General features: G+C 35.1%; 14 protein-coding genes. 8 read left to right on the forward strand and 6 right to left on the reverse strand.

The genetic code is table 11. The features are described 5' to 3' along the window. Nucleotides 1-84 precede the first annotated feature (84 nt). The 7 genes from ACNQF6_RS01125 (at nucleotide 85) to ACNQF6_RS01155 (ending at nucleotide 7,359) form a co-directional block, all read left to right on the forward strand. A complete protein-coding gene (locus ACNQF6_RS01125; RefSeq protein WP_417962461.1) occupies nucleotides 85-1,551 on the forward strand; it encodes a lipopolysaccharide biosynthesis protein in 1,467 nt (488 codons plus the stop codon). A gap of 56 nt (nucleotides 1,552-1,607) precedes the next feature. Next, complete coding sequence (gene dut, locus ACNQF6_RS01130) at nucleotides 1,608-2,042, forward strand: dUTP diphosphatase (RefSeq protein WP_099713997.1); 435 nt, start codon at nucleotides 1,608-1,610, stop codon at nucleotides 2,040-2,042. 113 nt (nucleotides 2,043-2,155) lie between these two features. Then, nucleotides 2,156-3,166: a sugar phosphate nucleotidyltransferase gene (locus tag ACNQF6_RS01135; RefSeq protein ID WP_417962463.1), complete on the forward strand. Its 1,011-nt coding sequence runs from the start codon at nucleotides 2,156-2,158 to the stop codon at nucleotides 3,164-3,166. Nucleotides 3,167-3,216: 50 nt separating this feature from the next. Next, nucleotides 3,217-4,566, forward strand: a complete 1,350-nt coding sequence (locus ACNQF6_RS01140) for a tetratricopeptide repeat protein (RefSeq protein WP_417962465.1) — start codon at nucleotides 3,217-3,219, stop codon at nucleotides 4,564-4,566. After that, nucleotides 4,566-5,351 carry a lipoprotein insertase outer membrane protein LolB1 gene (gene lolB1, locus ACNQF6_RS01145; RefSeq protein WP_417962467.1) on the forward strand — a complete coding sequence of 262 codons (786 nt, stop codon included), beginning with the start codon at nucleotides 4,566-4,568 and terminating at the stop codon, nucleotides 5,349-5,351. Before ACNQF6_RS01140 ends, lolB1 begins: the two co-directional genes overlap by 1 nt. A gap of 23 nt (nucleotides 5,352-5,374) precedes the next feature. Further along, nucleotides 5,375-6,628, forward strand: a complete 1,254-nt coding sequence (locus tag ACNQF6_RS01150; RefSeq protein ID WP_417962469.1) for a murein hydrolase activator EnvC family protein — start codon at nucleotides 5,375-5,377, stop codon at nucleotides 6,626-6,628. Between the two features lie 245 nt (nucleotides 6,629-6,873). After that, nucleotides 6,874-7,359: a hypothetical protein gene (locus ACNQF6_RS01155; RefSeq protein WP_417962471.1), complete on the forward strand. Its 486-nt coding sequence runs from the start codon at nucleotides 6,874-6,876 to the stop codon at nucleotides 7,357-7,359. 194 nt (nucleotides 7,360-7,553) lie between these two features. Here the strand turns inward: ACNQF6_RS01155 and ACNQF6_RS01160 are convergent, their stop codons facing one another. Further along, the gene (locus ACNQF6_RS01160) at nucleotides 7,554-8,402 is read right to left on the reverse strand and encodes a polysaccharide deacetylase family protein (protein ID WP_417962473.1); all 849 of its coding nucleotides are present in this window, start codon (nucleotides 8,400-8,402) and stop codon (nucleotides 7,554-7,556) included. Between the two features lie 15 nt (nucleotides 8,403-8,417). Continuing rightward, nucleotides 8,418-9,440, reverse strand: a complete 1,023-nt coding sequence (locus tag ACNQF6_RS01165; RefSeq protein ID WP_417962475.1) for a hypothetical protein — start codon at nucleotides 9,438-9,440, stop codon at nucleotides 8,418-8,420. A 305-nt stretch (nucleotides 9,441-9,745) separates the two neighbouring features. Here ACNQF6_RS01165 and ACNQF6_RS01170 point away from each other — a divergent pair, with 305 nt between their 5' ends. Then, the gene (locus ACNQF6_RS01170) at nucleotides 9,746-11,824 is read left to right on the forward strand and encodes a TonB-dependent receptor family protein (RefSeq protein ID WP_417962477.1); all 2,079 of its coding nucleotides are present in this window, start codon (nucleotides 9,746-9,748) and stop codon (nucleotides 11,822-11,824) included. A 22-nt stretch (nucleotides 11,825-11,846) separates the two neighbouring features. Here the strand turns inward: ACNQF6_RS01170 and ACNQF6_RS01175 are convergent, their stop codons facing one another. The 4 genes from ACNQF6_RS01175 to ACNQF6_RS01190 form a co-directional block, all read right to left on the reverse strand. Then, entirely contained in the window at nucleotides 11,847-12,293 is a 447-nt protein-coding gene (locus tag ACNQF6_RS01175; RefSeq protein WP_417962479.1) for a c-type cytochrome, read from the reverse strand. Next, nucleotides 12,294-13,418 (reverse strand): PQQ-dependent sugar dehydrogenase, encoded by a 1,125-nt coding sequence (locus ACNQF6_RS01180; protein ID WP_417962481.1) that lies wholly within the window; start codon nucleotides 13,416-13,418, stop codon nucleotides 12,294-12,296. Nucleotides 13,419-13,624: 206 nt separating this feature from the next. Next, nucleotides 13,625-15,955, reverse strand: coding sequence for a glycoside hydrolase family 3 protein (locus tag ACNQF6_RS01185; RefSeq protein ID WP_417962483.1), 2,331 nt, complete (start codon nucleotides 15,953-15,955; stop codon nucleotides 13,625-13,627). A 324-nt stretch (nucleotides 15,956-16,279) separates the two neighbouring features. Continuing rightward, nucleotides 16,280-17,020, reverse strand: coding sequence for a 3-keto-disaccharide hydrolase (locus ACNQF6_RS01190; protein WP_417962485.1), 741 nt, complete (start codon nucleotides 17,018-17,020; stop codon nucleotides 16,280-16,282). Nucleotides 17,021-17,186 lie beyond the last annotated feature (166 nt).

Genomic DNA, 17,186 nt, shown 5'->3' on the forward strand with positions numbered 1-17,186 from the left:
GTTCCAAAACAAATATTCACTTCAGATGATTAAACCAAAGAATTCGTTATTTTTGTTTTTATAAATAGTAATAGACATATCATTTTGGGATTATATAAAAATCTTTTTAAACAAACTGCCATTTATGGATTGGCTACGGTTATACCAAGAATGTTCAGTTTTATACTGGTTCCATTATACACGGATCTGCTCCCAAAAGCCGAATATGGGAAGGTTTCCATCATTTTTGCCTGGATGATCTTTTTTAATGTAATTCTCGCGTATGGATTTGAGACGGCTTTCTTCAGGTTTTATAATAAAGAAACCGATAAGAAATCGGTTGTGGAAACAACATCTGTTTCTCTTTTTTGGACTTCTATTTCGTTTTTATTTATAGCCTTATTATTCAGGAATAAATTAGCCATTTGGTCTGGAATTGACGCTCAGTATATTACGTATACCATCTGGATTTTAGTTCTGGATGCCTTAGTGATTGTTCCTTTTTCTAAATTAAGGGTCAATCAGCAACCCATAAAATATGCTATAATCAAAATTGGAAATGTTGTAGTAAATCTGGTGTTAAACCTTTTCTTTTTGAGTTATTTACCGGCAATTGCAGAATCAAATCCGGATAGTTTTTTAAGTTCTTTTTACTTAGAAGATTTTCAAATAGGCTATATTTTTGTGTCTAATATCGTTGCGAGTTTAGTTACATTCCTGATACTTTCCCCTAGTTACCTTTTGCTGAAATGGCATTTTGATTTCAAGCTTTGGAAACGAATGATGAAATATGGTTTGCCTATTATGGTAGCCGGAATCGCATTTGCCATCAACGAACAGTTTGATAAAATTTTATTGGGGAAATTACTGCCTGCTAATATTGCAGAAGCTGAAGTGGGGGTATATTCTGCGTGTTATAAACTTGGTTTGTTTATGGTTTTGTACCGTACGGCCTACACATTAGGTATCGAACCTTTCTTTTTTAGCCATGCTGATAAGGAGGATGCTCCTCAAACCTACGCCACGATTACTAAGTATTTTGTCATTTTTGGCTCTTTTATTTTACTGTCCGTAATCGTTTTTGCCGATGTTTTAAAATACATCATGATTCAGGATGAGTCGTATTGGGAAGCTATGAAAGTGGTGCCGTTAATCATTTTGGCTAACTTTTTCTTGGGGATTTATACCAATCTTTCCGTTTGGTACAAACTGATAGACAAAACCCATATTGGCGCTTATATTTCCATTATTGGCGCTATAATTACACTAGCGTTAAATTACTTGCTAATCCCAACAATGAGCTATTACGGCTCAGCAATTGCTACGATTGCGGCCTATGGGAGTATGATGTTTATTTCCTACTATTTCGGAAATAAATATTATCCTATTCCATATGATACCAATAAAATAGCCATGTATCTGTTGATATCTATAGGATTTTCGGCAGTTTCATTTTATGGTTTTAGAGAGAATTATTACGTAGGAATCACGTTATTATTGTTGTTTATGTATTTTATATACCACAACGAGAAAGAATTATTAACCAAAATTTTGAATCGAAAAAAGAATTAGAATATAGTAGGGATAAGTCGCGACTTGTCCCTACAATGCCTTCAAAACAAAAAAATATGACAATAAACATAATCAACAAATCACAACACGCCTTGCCAAACTATGAAACTATAGCCTCGGCAGGAATGGACTTAAGAGCGAACTTAACAGAATCAATAACCCTAAAACCACTGGAAAGAACCATTGTAAAAACAGGTCTTTTCATAGAATTACCAATAGGTTACGAAGCACAAGTGCGTCCAAGAAGTGGTCTGGCGGCCAAAAAAGGAATTACTGTGCTCAATTCTCCAGGAACAGTAGATGCAGATTATCGTGGCGAAATAGGTGTGATTTTAGTAAATTTATCCAATGAAGATTTCGTTATCGAAAACGGAGAGCGTATTGCACAACTTATCATTGCAAAACATGAACGTGCCGAGTGGATTGAAGTTCAGGAACTAACAGAAACATCCAGAGGCGAAGGTGGTTTTGGAAGTACAGGAGTGAAGTAAAGCCCCCTAACCCCCGAAGGGTTAAGGAAAAAATATTCAAATAGAATCTAATATAAATTAAAATCCTACTCACCCCTAGTAGTAGTTCCCCTTTAGGGGGTTAGGGGGCTGATATGAAAATAATTGTCCCAATGGCCGGTCGTGGTTCACGTCTTCGCCCACATACATTAACTATTCCTAAACCATTAATTCCTATCGCTGGAAAACCAATCGTTCACCGTTTGGTCGAAGACATTGCTGGCGTATTGAATCAAGACATTGAAGAAGTAGCATTTATTATTCACGAGAGTTTTGGCAAAAAAGTTGAAGAGGAACTACTTGCTATTGCAAAAAAATTAGGCGCTAAAGGAACTATTTATTATCAAAATGAAGCGCTGGGAACCGGTCACGCCATTATGTGTGCCAAAGATTCTTTGAGCGGACCAGCAGTTATTGCTTATGCCGATACTTTAATTCGTGCCGATTTCGATTTAGATCAAAATGCCGATAGTGTTATTTGGGTAAAACAAGTTGATCAACCAGAAGCTTTTGGTGTAATCAACTTAAACGAAGCGAATGAAATAGTCGAACTGGTGGAGAAACCTAAGGAATTTGTTTCGGATCTAGCTGTTATTGGAATTTACTATTTTAAAGATGTAGCGGTTTTAAAAAATGAATTGCAATTAGTATTAGACAATAATATTATTCACGGCGGAGAATATCAAATTAACGATGGAATCAAGCAAATGATGGCCAAAGGCTTGAAATTTGTTCCTGGTAAAGTGGATGAATGGATGGATTGTGGCAACAAAGAAGTTACTGTAGAAACAAATTCCAGAATGTTAGGTTTCTTGCATAGTGACGGGACACATTTGGTAGATTTTGACGTCAAGTTAGAAAACTCCACAATTATTCCGCCATGTTATATCGGGGAAGATGTAGTGTTGATAAATGCAACAGTTGGACCTAATGTTTCTTTAGGAAAAGGATGTCATGTAATAAACAGCAGTATTAAAAACAGCTTGGTACAAACGCACTCACATATAAAAAACGCGAATTTAGATAATGCAATGATTGGGAATCATGCCAGTTTTGATGGTAACTTTACAAGCATCAGTATTGGAGACTATTCGGTTTTAGAATAAAATGGTTCGATTCTTGTACGTATAATTAGGATTTAGGATTAAAAAATAGAATGAAAAAAAGCGCTTTAATACTTTTATTTCTGGTTTTGCAATGCAATTCAGCTTTGCTATTGGCACAAACAGAACCCGAAGAAATTAAACTCGATACAGATCAGTTTCAGGAATTTTTTTATGAATCATTGCTTCAAAAAGGAATCGAAAATTATGACAAGGCGGTTGTAGCTTTAGATAAATGTGTTAAGATTAAACCAAATGATGCAGCTGTTTATTATGAATTAGGAAAAAACTATTTAGCATTAAAGGAATATAAAAATGCCTATTCTTCATTTGAAAAAGCCACACAAATTGATCCCAAAAACAAATGGTTCTGGGTAGGAATGTATGATGTGAGTTATGAAACGAGCGATTATAACCAGGCAATAGTGGTGATCAATGAATTGATAGAATTTGACGAAAAATATAAAGAAGACCTGACATCGCTTTATATGAGGACAAAACAGTTTGACAAAGCGTTGGATTTAATTAACGAGTTAAACGAAACATTTGGAAAAACGGACAGACGGGATATGTACAAAAGCCAGATTTTATCGGAAGGGAAATTTCAAAATATGGAAGCTTCAAATTTGTTAGAGCAAATTGAAAAGAACCCAAAAGAAGAGTCTAATTATATAAGCTTGATAGTTTTATATTCTAAAAATAATGAGGAAGAAAAAGCTTTTGAAATTGTCAAAAAACTGGAAAAAGCCTTGCCAAATTCTGAATGGGCCCAAGTAACGCTATTCAAAAATTATTTGGATAGTAATGACGCACCAAAAGCAATAAACGCGATGAATGTGGTTTTGGCCAGTACTAAAATTGATGCTAAAATAAAGCACAGAATACTGAATGAGTTTTTGATTTTTGCAGATAAAAATCCTCAATACACAACTGATTTAGAAAAAGCGATTTCATATTTCGATAATGACAAAGAAGTTAATGTAGCTAAGGAAATAGGAAAGTTTTTCCATGCGAAAAAGCAATGGGCAAAAGCGATTAAGTATTATGAACAAGCATTAAAAAACGGTTCAGGAGATGATATCGAAACCAATTTGCTTTTGCTTCAAACGTATACAGAAACAAAGCAATTTGAATTAGTGGCCAAAAAAGCGTCGGCAATGGTGGATACTTTCCCTACACAGCCCCAGTTTTATTACTATTCAGGTATGGCAAATAATCAATTGCAACAATTTAAAAAAGCTAAGGATATGCTGGAAATGGGCTTGGATTATTTAGTAGAGGACAAAGCATTAGAAATAAATTTCAACATTCAGTTGGGAGAAGCGTACAACGGTTTAGGAGATTTCAAGAAAAAAGAAATGTATTTTTCTAAAGCCAATCAATTATTAAAAGAAAAAAAATAATGAAAAAAATAGCAATAGTAGTATTAATAGCTCTTTTCATGGTGTCTTGTAAATCGAAAGCTATTGCAATTGAAGCGAGTAATGAGCCAATTGCAGCAGCAGAAAAAATGTCGGCCAAAAAAATCATAGAAAATCATTACAACAATAAAAATGAATTTTCTACATTATATATTAAGTCAAGCGCCCGCTATGCCGATGACAAACAAACGCAAAATGTTACCGCTGAAATCAAAATCAAAAAAGATGAACAGATCTTGGTAAGTATTCGTTTCCTGGGGATTACAATGGCAAAAGCATTGATCACTCCTAAAACAGTGAGCTATTATGAAAAGATAAATGGAAAATATTTTGAAGGTGATTTCAGTAGCTTAAGCCAATGGCTCGGAACGGATTTAGATTACAATAAAATTCAGAACATGTTATTAGGTCAAGCCATTGATGATTTGACCAAAGGAAAATATTTAGAAACGTTATTTGAACAAACGTATCGATTAGATGATACATCGAATAAAAACACGAAAAAATCATTCTTTTTTGATACCGATAAATTTTTAGTTCAAAAACAAGAAATTACCCAAACAGCGGAAGAACGAATGATCAAAGTAGCATACGCTGACAATAAAGTATATAACGAGTCGATATTGCCTACAAGCGTTTTAATCAATACGTTTCAGAAGAAAGGAAACACCGAAATTAATCTGGAATACAACTCGGTAACTTTCAATGAAGAACTTTCTTTTCCTTATAGTGTTCCAAATGGGTACAAAAGAATTATAATTAAGTAAATTAGCAAAAATATTTTTTCGATATGCCAAAATTTCTCCTAAGCCTAATTTTTATCTGTGTGACTTCATTACTGTGGAGTCAGGAATCACAACAAGAAAAATTAGAAGAACGTAAAGCTCAAATTCAAAAAGAAATTAGAGAAAATGAGAAGTTATTACAATCTGTAAAGAAAAAAGAAAAATCTGCTGTTAACGTGGTGGTTATTCAAAGCACTAAAATAAAGCTTAAAGAAAAATTAATAAACACGACTGAAAAGCAAACCAAATTGCTGAGTAATGACATGTATATTAATCAAGTTCAGATTAATAAATTGAAGAAAGAATTGGCAGAACTTAAGGAGGATTATGCCGAAATGATTGTCAAATCGTATAAAAGTCGTTCATCGGAAAGTAGAGCGATGTTTTTATTGTCATCTGAAAACTTTTTACAGGCGTACAAAAGAGCGCAGTATATGAAACAATATACTGGTTACCGCAAAATGCAGGGTGAAGAAATAAAAACGAAATCTAATAAGCTTACTGATTTCAATCAAAAACTGAATGTACAAAAAACTGCAAAACAAAAACTGATTGCTGAAAATGAAAAAGAGCGCTTATCACTAGAAAAAGAGAAAAAAGAGCAATTGAAGTTAGTAAACGTTATCCAAAAAGACAAAAAGAAGATAGCCCAAGAAATCAAGAAAAAACAGCAGGAATACAGAACGATTGACAGACAAATCAATAAATTAATTCGGGAAGCAATTGCTGCAGCCAATAGAAAAGCGGCCTTAGAAAAAGCGAAAGCCAATCCAAGTGCGCCTGTTTCAAAAGCTGCCGTATCATCGTCCAAAATTGAGTTGACGCCTGAATCAAAAATTATTGCAGATAATTTTAGAGCCAACAGAGGAAGATTGCCTTATCCAGTTGAAAAAGGATATGTATCACTAGGATATGGAAACCAAACGCATCCTTTATTTAATACGATAACCGTACACAATAGCGGTGTGGAAATTACCACAGATAAAGGCGCAAGTGCCAGAGCTGTTTTTGGTGGGGAAGTAACCAGTGTTATTGTATTGTCACCCGTAAACAAAGCGGTAATGATACAACACGGAGATTACTTCACAGTGTACCAGAATTTAAGTTCAGTAAATGTAAGCAAAGGTGATAAAGTAAGTATAAAGCAAACTTTAGGGAAAGTAAGAACTAATGGGGAAACAGGAAAAACAATCATTAAATTCCTAATTCTCCAGAATACAACGTATAATAACCCTGAGGGTTGGTTGTCTCCGAGATAACAAAAGTTACATTATAAATGAAAAAGCACTATCGTATTCTTTGGAATGTAATAGTGCTTTTTTTAAGTTGTTTATAACTGTAAACCTGATTTATATAAAATTAATATTTATTTTTAGGAGCTCAGACATTTTTAGAATAGTTTGTACTTTTTAGAACAATCGTTTGACGAACACTTCAACAGCCAGTTTTTAAAAAAAACTAAGTGTAATTTGTAAATAGACTAGATCAAATAAGAAATCTTAACATGAAAAATGCAAAGGATATACTCAATATAAAAAATTCCAAAAAAAAGATTGTGAAGCTAATGAATCTGTTAATTATGTTACTGCTAATTACATTTATGATTGCTTGTAACAATAGAAAAGTGGAAGAAAAACAACATTCTTTTAGAGCAATTAATGGACGAGATACAGCCTACTTATCACTTACAACAGGGGATAATTATTTTATTGGAAAATATGAAATATTTTATGGACATAAAACAATGAAAGACTCAGGATATGTAAGAGGTAAAATAGTTGGTGATACTTTGTTAGGTGCTTATTATTACAAATCGTACGGAGGTTTAGGTTTAAGTAAGCCAATCGCTCTGTTAATGAAAGAGGACAAATTACTATTAGGTACAGGAGTACAGAGTAGTGTATTGGGACTAGTTTTTTTTACTACTGATGTACCAATTAACTATGATCAACCAATATTTATTTTCGAAAAATTTCAAAAAAAGAAGTAGGCCATTAGTAATTCAATAATCAGTTTTAAAAAATCCTTAACGACATCTCTCTTTAGCTTCTAAAATTTTTTGCTATAGATTAAACCGATTCTTAGAATTTAATCTTTGAAACTCAATTTAATCTGTTGCTTTTTTTTCAATTTAGCATCGCAAATTTTTAGTCGATCGTTATTACACGAGAACTTGACACAGTATTACTCTGACTTATTGAATGAGGAATTAATAGATTTCATCATCCCTTCAGTAGACCAATTTCCAGAAACAATAATACGCCTAATGGTATATAATGGATCTACAGAATCTCTTTTGGTTGACAAGATATACGCCATTTCATAACCACTTTTCTTAATTTCAGGAATTGCAGCCGTATTCCATAAACCAAACGGATACGCAAAATCCGTTACCGGTTTTCCTATGATTTCCTCCAGTTTTGTTTTTGGTTTTACTAATTGCGTATTCCAGTCGTCCCCAGCATATTTTGTAACCATGTGATGATCCCAAGTATGCGCGCCTACCACATGCCCATCGTCAGATAAGTTTTTAATTTGTTCTTTGCTCATATATCCGGGACGATTAATAGAAACAGTCATAATAAAAAACACGCCTTTGAAACCGTATTTTTTCATCTCGGCTGCGCCAATACTGAATTGTTCTTCCCGCGTATCGTCAAAGGTAATCATTACTGGATTTGATGGTAACGGTACATCATATACGAGATAGTCGTGTAATTGATTGGGTAAAATACTATGATAACCGGCATCAGATAAGGCTTTCATTTGCTGAGCAAAATTTGCAGGTGAAACCGTATATGTTTTTGTCATTTCACCATCGCCCGCTTTCAATTCTTTAATATTATGATAACATAAAATGGGAACTTCTTTTTTCGAAAGAATGGCAGCGGCATCAGCAGCTACTTTTTTTGGCGCAACAACTTTTGCTGGAGCAGCAACAAGCGGAACTTCCGGAACTATTTTACCTGGTTCAGACTTACAGCTTACCATTAAAAATAGTCCAACGAAAACGGAATAAAAAATATTTTTCATGAATTCAAGGGTAAATTATTGGTACTGAATATAAATCGGTTTTGGAGTAAATTTTACTAATTCTTCAGGACTGTACATTTTCCAGTCGTTTTTATTGTCATTTTTATAAAACAATTTAAAACCGGCAAATTGCACTGGTTCTCTATAAATATAACTTACGTAAGAGTCTTTTTTTAATACTTTACTCCCAAAACCATCCATATCCATTACTATTTGTACCTCAGGAACAGTTTTGATTTCTTTATAATTTTTTACCATTCCTTGTGTAAAACGGTGGATTACTAACACTTTTGGAGTCAGTTTGTTTTTGCGGACAATATCTGCCAAAATAGTAATGGCATCATTAATATCTGCTGCCGTAAAATGCCCGATTTTAGAACCTGGTCGTTCTCCGTTTTTCATCGAAAATTCAGGGTCAATTCCAAGGTGTACATTTGGCATAGAAAGATATTTTTCTAATTCCGCCACTTCAGCTTTCACCGAACTGTGACCTACTTGAATATCTAAAAACACTAATGCATTAATGGGTTTTGCCCAACTGATAACCGTGTCAATTTGTTTAAAAGGCATTCGCAAGCGGTGCATATTATTTTTTCCCGGAGCACCTTGAGCCGTGACAGCAATGTAATGCAAAGCAGGAATTGCTTTTACAGTAGAATCAGCTGCCTGCCATTTGGCTACTTCGCCTTGCAATTTTGCTAACATTTCTTTTCTAGGGATTTCACCTAATATTCCCATTCGTGTAGAGTATAAATTTCCGTAATACGCAATAATTCGATTGTATGGTAATAACGCTCCCGGCAAAGGATAAGGCGCTTTTACGGGCCATCTTCCGGTTGTGTCATTGCTTAAAGCAATCATTCTTTTGTTAAAATCAACAGTATCTATCGTCAGTGTTGGCGTTTTTTGTTCAGTAACCGTTTTTACAGTATCTGATTTTTCTGTACCGGATGTACCATCTGCCGCTTTTCCTTTCTCACAAGAAATATTCATTAGCAGTAATGGAAGTGCAAGTAATGTAATAGCTGATTTTTTCATAAATTAATTCTAATTTTTTAATGTAAAGATAAAGTATTTTAGAAGCGAGAAATCATTTAGAATTGTGTTTCAAGGGGCTATTTTTTATATAATTCACGGATTTTATTTTTTTTTAAATTATGCATAATTCGAACTTTAAACTTCTTTCAATTTAATATTCAAACGGAATGTACAGCAGTTAATTACTTCGCTTTTGATTTTAATGAAATGGAAGTTTACTTTATCATAATTTTAGAATAGCTTTTGGGAAATACAAAGAAAAAGCTAACTTTATAAAAGTTTTTATTCATCTAAATACCAAATAATTGTTCAAAATTTCCCTTACTTTTCTTTTTTTTATATGTTGTGCGACTGCTATTTTTGGACAAATAAAAAAAGACACTATAGCTCTTTCAGAAATCACGCTGAAAGGATCACCAATCAAAAATGTGCTTCAAAATGTTGCGGCATCCGTTTCAGTGATTACTACCGCCGACATTAATAAAAGTGACGGAATTATATTGACTTCGGTTCTAAACAAAATTCCCGGTGTGACCATGCAACAAGGCGCTTTGAATACTAATAGGATTACAATTCGTGGCATTGGTGCGCGATCTCAATACGGAACCAATAAAATAAAAGCGTATTTTGACGGGATACCATTAACTTCGGGTGAAGGTGAAACTACGATTGATGACATTGATTTAGCAGCAATCGAAAAAATAGAAATCATAAAAGGACCAAATTCCACCAGTTTTGGATCCGGTTTGGGTGGCGTGATGCAGCTGTTTTCGAGAGAAACTTCATTGCTAGAATCGTTAGGAAAATCAACAGTCACTTTTGGGAGTTTTGGGTTGTTGCTACAACGACTTTCGGCAGGATACAGCGATTCCAAAACGAATGTATTCACAAGTTATACAGATTTAGAAAGCGATGGGTTTAGAGCCAATAGTTCCTATAACAGAAAATCATTTAACCTGCACGGCAAACAAAAAATTGATTCCAAAGGTGATTTATCATTTTTAGGAACGTTCACCCGATTGAAAGCCTATATTCCAAGTTCTATAAATGAGACGGTTTTAAAAAATAATCCGGAGAAGGCAGCCGCTACTTGGGCAGCCGCACAAGGTTTTGAGTCGTATGATAAATTCATGTTCGGATTAGGATATAATCATCAATTTTCTAAAAAATGGTCCATACAAACCAGTGTTTTTTCTAATTTTAAAGACGCTTACGAGCCCAGACCGTTTGATATTTTGGATGAAAATACAAGTGCCGCAGGTTTTCGCTCCAATGTGAATTTTAAAAACCAATTATTTTCGTTGCCCTTTGAAATGAGTTTTGGCACCGAATTATTAACGGAAAAATACGACTATACCTTGTATCGAAACTTGTACCAATCGCAGCCGGGTCAGGGAAGTATTCAAGGGGAGGAATTCAGCGCCATCAAACAAAATAGAAAGTACACCAACTACTTTTTACAAATGGAACTTTGGATTTCAGAAAAGTTGCATCTGGAAAGCGGTCTGGCATTAAACACAACTAAATATTGGCTAGAAGATGTTTTCGAAAATAATTCTGGTGGTCAAAGGATGCCATTTACTTTTGGAAATGTTTGGTCGCCAAGAGTTGGTTTGTCCTATAAAGTAAGCAATGGAAAAAATATATTTACGTCTATCAGCAAAGGATTTTCGGTTCCTTCAGTTGCAGAAACATTGACTCCTGAAGGTCAAATAAATACCAATTTGAAACCAGAAATAGGTTGGAATTATGAATTGGGTTTCAAAGGAAACTGGCTTAAAAATAAAGTATACACGGAAGTAACGTTTTATACCACACAAATTGAAAATTTATTAGTGGCACGACGCACCGACAATGACCAATTTGTAGGGATTAATGCAGGCAGCAGTTCCCATACGGGATTGGAATTCTTGGTTAATTACAAACTTTTGGAACTAACCCAATTTCAAATTTCACCCTATTTTTCAGGAGCGGTTAATAACTTCAAATTCAAAGAATTCTTGGATGGTGATGCTGATTATTCGGGAAACCAACTTACGGGCGTTCCCGAAAAGCAATTTAATTTTGGGGTGGATTTAAGCACAAAAAATGGGTTTAGTGTCAACACTTCTTTCCGAACCATGGGTAAAATTCCGTTAAATGATTCCAATACAAAATACAGTACACGGTATTCGTTGTTAGATATTAAAACGTCCTATGTTTTTACGATTCTTAAAATCTTGAAAACAGAGCTAAATGCTGGAATTAATAACGTTTTAGATACCAAATATGCTGCTAATATTTTGCCTAATGCAGTTGGTTTTGGCACTGCTGCTCCACGCTATTTTTATCCGGGAAATCCCGTCAATTTTTATGGTGGTTTTTCAGTAGCGTATGTTTTTTAGATGGAAATCCTAAGCCTTTATTTTATTTTTTGATGGCTGCGACTTCTTTCTCGGTTACAACTTTCGTTTGTTTATTACTCCAAGAAGTCATGATGTAATTCATCACATCAGCAACTTCCTGATCCGTAAGTCCCATTGCCGGCATGCTGCTATTGTACTTTATTTTATTGACAACAATTTCGCCACTTTGTCCAAATTTTACCGCAGCGATGCTTTGATTTCTCTTGATTTTTAACCAGTCAGAACCGTCAAGAGGAGGGAAGTTCTTAGTGTCTCCTTTGCCATTTGCACCATGACATTGCATGCAAAAATCAGCATAGATTTCCTTTCCGGGTGACTGAAGTTTTGAAACAACAGCGGTTTCTTTTTTCAAGTCAATATAGTTGTCTTGGGAAAATGGGTTTACGAAAGAGAAGCTTCCCAATACAAATACTCCAAAACCTAAAAATAATTTCGTTATCAACATCATTTAGTTCGGTATAATTTTGAGTATTCCTTTTCCTTCAACGCCCATATAAATATAGCCATCCGGACCTTGCACCACATTACGTACGCGACCAATATCAGTAGCAATTTTTTGTCTGCCTATAACTTCATTGTCTTTCAATTTTAGCAATTCAAGATATTGGAATTTTAAAGAACCAACCAACAAATGTCCTTTCCAGTCTGGATATTTATCACCGGTCACAAAAGTCATTCCGCTTGGAGCGATAGAAGGCAACCAATAATAAATGGGTTTTTCAATGCCTGGTTTTTCGTTTTCTTTACTAATGGTTGTTCCGTCATAATCGATACCATAAGTAACAACTGGCCATCCGTAATTGACTCCTTTTTTTATGATGTTGATTTCATCGCCACCTTGAGGACCGTGTTCATGTGCCCAAATTGCTCCTGTTACGGGATTTTTTGCCATTCCTTGCGGATTGCGATTCCCTAAGGTATAAATCGCTTCTTTTGCTCCGTCCTGACCTACAAACGGATTGTCTTTAGGAATACTTCCATCATCATTTAATCGGTATATTTTCCCGCCATCGCGTTTAATATCTTGCGGATTTACAAAATGTTCCCCACGTTCACCAACGGAGAAATACAAATAGCCATCGTTGTCAAATACTATTCGGGATCCAAAATGCTGTCCCTTTGTAGTATTTGGAGTGGCTTTGTAAAGCGATTCGATTTGTGTCAGACTTTCGTCCAATAATTTTGCTCGAATGAGTTTTGTGTGGCCGCCAGTTCCTTCACCTTCATCGGAAGCAAAAGTCATATAAATCCACCCATTTTTAGCATAATCGGGATGTAAAACGATATCTAACAATCCGCCTTGTCCACGAGAGTATACTTTGGGAACATTTTTGATTTCGGTTTTTGTTCCATTTTTGACGTGATATAAAATACCGCTTTTTTCAGTAACTAATAGTGTTCCGTCTGGCAACCAAGTCATTCCCCACGGAATTGCAATATCTGAAGCTACTGTTTCAATAGTATAACTTTTCACTTCGTCTTTAATAGAAATATCATTTGGCTTTACTTGTGCTTCGCAACTGAAAGAGAGAACTGAAAGAATCAATAAAGCGACTGTTACTGTTTTTTTCATGATTTTAATGTTTAACTTTTAAAAAAAAATCTTTTTTTAAAGGTACTAAAAGAGGATTTAAAAAGACAAATAAGTCTCTAATTTTGCGTATAATTAACAAAACAATGCGATTGGAGTTCTGTTTTGATTATCAGATTTCAAATCAAAATTTTGAATTGGGTATAAAAAAACCACCTAAAAATCTAGGTGGTTTAAATGTAATTTACTTATTTCTTAACGCTGTATTTGGCAGTTCTGGCGTCTTTGATGATCCCTTTCCAGTTCAATCCAAAACCAAAATCATACACATTTCCATCAGCATCCCTGTAGGGAATCATGTCGTGAGGAACGTCTTCCATTTGCTTTTCAACGACAGTCATATTCAATGGCATTTGCAAAGGAAGTAATCCGGAAGGTTCTGTTTTACCCGAAACAATATCCAACAATGCTTCTACTTGTACGCCAAATTCTCCCACGATGGCATCAACCTCTTTTTCAAATTCTCCAAAAACCATTGGATTAGAAATATTCACAGACACCAATACCGGTTTTCCATTCATCGCTTTCTTCGTTTCCAGAATTGTGTTTAAATCTGGGTACGAATTTGATTTTGACGTTTTATTCAAATACGAACGGTTGGTAATCGTTGGGTCAATCACAGGATCTCCGGCAGCAATACTTTGTGCTCTGGCATCAACTGCGGTATAGTCTTTTAATTGCAAACTAATGGGCACATATCCATTTCCACCAGCTTCTCTATCGGCTCTGCTGTATCCGCCACTTATCGGACTTTTGATAAATACAATTGCAAAATCCGCCTTAGCAGGCTCATCCGTTACCGTGTAATATTTTTTAATCAATTCTAAATTAACCGGATATTCAATTTTTTCTGGTGATGGTTGTCCAAAAAAGTTGATTCCTGCCGGAGTAACTCTCTTTGGAATATAAACCGTCTTGCCTTTTGCAATTGGCAACGTTTTATTTTGGTTTTTAATCATTACAACCGACTTCAATTGCGCATCATATCCAGCTTTCATAAACTCTGGTTTTCCCACAATAGCTTTGGTTTCATTAGGATCTAAATAGGAGTTTTCAAACAATCCCACTCTGAAAATATTCAAAAGCAAACGAACTGCTGATTGCTCAAAACGCTTGCGCATAAATGATTCTCCGTGTTCTTTTATACCCATTTGGTATGCTTCCAGCACTGGATTAATGTCGTTATTACCACCAAATTGATCCACTCCGGCCATCAGAACTTTATAATGTCTTTCGGCTACACTTAATTTTTCGACACCCCAAGATTTTCCTGAAAAGATATCTGGCTTAGCGCCTTCATCTGCAGTAATCAACCAATCGGTACAAACCACTCCATCATACCCGTATTTGTCTCTTAACAAATCTGTAATAATGTATTTACTGAATCCGTTACCCACATTCTCGCCGTATTTTTTATCCTGACCATACGAAATCGTGTAATATGGCATCACTGCTGAGGCTTTTTTAGTAGCTCCTTTTAATTGAAAAGCACCTTCGGTAAACGGTTTTAAATGGGTTTCGAAATTATTTCCCGGATACACGGCAAATTTTCCATAAGCAAAATGTCCATCACGACCTCCTTCTTCCGGACCACCACTTGGCCAGTGCTTAATCATCGCATTGACACTTTGATTTCCCCATCCTTCATAAGCTTTAATCGATTTTAGTGACGTTTGAAATCCATCTACATACGCTCTTGCCATAGCAGTCGCCAGCTTTGGGTCTTCGCCAAAAGTACCTACAAAACGATTCCACCTTGGTTCTGTTGCCAAATCAATTTGCGGAGATAATGCTGTGGTGATTCCCATAGCTCTGTATTCTTTGGCAGCAATTGCGCCAAATTGTTCCGTGATAGCAGCATCAAAAGTAGCTGCTAGACCTAATTCTTCCGGCCATTGTGAGATAGCGCCGCCGGAACCCGCATTGTATTCAGCATCTTTATTGGCTCCGTTTCTTGGGTCAGAACTGTTGTTAGACGGAATTCCCATTCCAATACCTTCGACTAAAGCTTGTATATTATTATTCCATATTGCAGCAACTACTGGACTTTCAACAGATGTCATCAGTACATGACGTAAATTGTCTTTAGTTAAAAATGCAATTTGTTGGTCAGATAAATCAGATGATTTTACACCACTTTTAGAAAATGGTTTTTCATTATAGGTACCGGTGAACATTCCTGCTTCGGCTGCAGGAATAGCCTGATGCCTACTATATAACATTAATCCGGCCATTTGTTCTACCGACATTTTAGAGGCAAGATCTTTGGTGCGTTCCGCCACCGGTTTTCTCCAGTCTTCATAAATATCTAACATCCCATTTTTGTTGAGGTCTTTAAAAGCCAAACCGTTAACTTGTATGATTTTAATTCCTGATTTTGGAGAATATCCTAATGTTTGACCACCTTGGTTTTGAACAATGTTATGGGAGTCTTTAGGCGTTTCTGTCCATTTTTTTTGGGCATACGTTTGCGTTCCAACAAGTAAAAGTAACGCAGGTAATACAATTCTTTTTTTCATATCTTGGTTCTTGTTTTTGGTAATTAAATAGCTAAATTATAGTGGTTTATATTTTGTAATCTTGTTTTTAAAAGGCAAAATTGTAATCGACACCCTTTTATGTTTCCGTTAAATTTACGAAAACGATTTCAAATATAATAAATAATGTGTCACATCAACACAATGATATAAAAAAAGATTGTTAAAATACAGCTATAACTAACTCAAAATATAGGTTTTACGATGGTTATAATAAGTAAAAGGTATTTTGATTATGAGACAAAAACAAAAAAGACCATCAGTACCGATAGTCTTTTACGTATTATTTTCTATAATTATGAATGCTTAATTCAACTCTTTTATCTTAATATTTCTCAAAGAAACTCCCTTTGCCCAATCCTGAAATGAGATTCTACCACTAATTGCTTTTCCAAAAGAGGGGAATTTCCCTAAATTACTTGCCGCAACCAATTCTTTCCAATGGTCACTATTTATGACTTCTTCGCCGGTTAAAACACCATTTAACCAAAATGTAATTTGGCCATTTTGTTGAAGGATTCGAGAAGTATTCCATTCGCCAAATTTTTTTGACTGTACTTTATTTTTTAATGGAGACAAACTATAAATACAACCGGATAAGCGCTTTCCATCTTTCAAATTATGGCTTGAGGCATTTGCATTATCCAATAGTTGGTATTCAGGACCAGTTGTCCAGGCTGTTGGGAAATCTTCGGCTTCTTGAACATTGATGAATACACCGCTATTTCCTCCTTTGGTGATTTTCCATTCAAAAGTAAAATCATAATTATCATACATCTTATCCGAAACGAGGTCGCCGCGTTGGACGTTTTGGGTATTGGGATCACAAATTAACTCCCCATCAATAACCGCCCAAGCGGACTTAATATTTCCCTGATTATAAATGTGCCAACCCGCTGTAGTAGTTCCGTCAAAAAGCAACGACCAACCTTCTTGCTTCTGTTCGTCAGTTAATGTATTGTGACTCTTTTTTTTTTGAGCATAAGACAGTAAACTTATTGAGGACACTAAAATAATGCACCAATTGGAAAAGTGGTTTAGTTTCATAGAAATAGTAAATTTTGATGAAAAAAAAATGCAATAGCTATTTCAAATATAACAAATAATGTCTCGCTGAAACACAATGGTTTAGTAAAACAATAATTTAGGCATTGCTTATTACGGATTTGATTTAGGAGAACAAAAACTCTGATGTGGTCCGTTTTTGAAAATA

The organism is Flavobacterium pasteuri (genome assembly GCF_048286615.1).
In the GTDB taxonomy this organism is placed as follows: Bacteria; Bacteroidota; Bacteroidia; order Flavobacteriales; family Flavobacteriaceae; genus Flavobacterium.